The 574-nt window shown below is 36.2% G+C and carries 1 protein-coding gene and 1 pseudogene; both read left to right on the top strand.

What is annotated here, in order from left to right:
- Window positions 1-250, top strand: a pseudogene (locus tag ACRCJ0_RS18730) (amino acid ABC transporter permease); the annotation flags it as partial.
- Between the two features lie 15 nt (window positions 251-265).
- Window positions 266-574: ATP-binding cassette domain-containing protein (locus tag ACRCJ0_RS18725; RefSeq protein WP_431391705.1), on the top strand; the 309-nt coding region annotated here is incomplete at its 3' end.

Raw genomic sequence — 574 nt, 5'->3', positions numbered from 1 at the left:
GATCAATATTAAAGATACGTCTGTATTGAATGTTATCGCAGTAACTGAGTTATTCTTTGTAACGAAATCAGCTGCTGGTTCAACGTACCTAACCTTCCAAACATTCCTAATTACAGCGATTATCTACTTCGTCTTAACTTTTACAACAACTCGTGTCTTGAATTTCATCGAAAATCGTATGGCAGGCAAAAAGACTTACCATGTCTATGAATCTAGCACGAATACAGTAGTCAACGGACAAAGAGAATAATAGGAGGAAAAAGACATGCAAAACCAAGATCAATTAATCTTAAATGTACAACATTTAGAAAAACGTTTTGGGGAAAACTTGGTCCTACGTGATATCGACTTCCAAGTTCGCCCAGGACAAGTAACCTCTATTATTGGTTCATCTGGATCAGGTAAATCTACCTTACTACGTTGCTTAAACCTACTTGAAGAACCAACTGGCGGCGACATTTTATACCACGGTCAATCAATTTTAAACGGCAAGAAAATGAACATTAATAAATACCGTACCCAAGTTGGTATGGTATTCCAATCATTCAACCTATTTAAAAACTTTACAGCACTT

This window comes from Aerococcus sp. L_32, assembly GCF_050689315.1.
Note: the sequence above shows the minus strand (reverse complement) of the source record. Positions and strands in the feature narration are given on the sequence as shown.